Source organism: Flagellimonas sp. S3867 (genome assembly GCF_014698935.1).
GTDB lineage: Bacteria > Bacteroidota > Bacteroidia > Flavobacteriales > Flavobacteriaceae > Flagellimonas.
Genome location: NZ_JACVMN010000021.1, coordinates 1 through 302, shown reverse-complemented (window position 1 = coordinate 302; position 302 = coordinate 1). Strand labels below are relative to the sequence as shown.

General features: G+C 59.3%; 1 protein-coding gene. It reads right to left on the bottom strand.

Features of this window, described 5'->3' with window-relative positions:
• The coding region (locus tag IAG46_RS17595) for a hypothetical protein (RefSeq protein ID WP_190811702.1) at positions 1-263 on the bottom strand (263 nt) is incomplete at its 3' end.
• Between the last annotated feature and the right edge of the window lie 39 nt (positions 264-302).

The window sequence follows — 302 nt, the reverse complement described above, 5'->3', positions numbered from 1 at the left end:
GTCTGGTCGTCCGTTCCGGCATCGTCCATATGCGATAGGTCCACCGTCTGGGCCGTACCGTCCTCGATACCGACAGGAAGTATATTTGTGCCAAGGTCGACACCAAGGCTCTCTATGTTCTGGTCGTCCGTGCTGCCCGCTGCAAGCTCTGCAAGTGCTCCCTCGACCTCCGTTGCGGTAAAGTTGCCTCCGGCGTCGGTGATGTTCACCTCGCTGGCGGTCTGGTCGTCCGTTCCATTGTCGTCCATATGCGACAGGTCCACCGTCTGGGCCGTACCGTCCTCGATACCGACCGTAAGTAT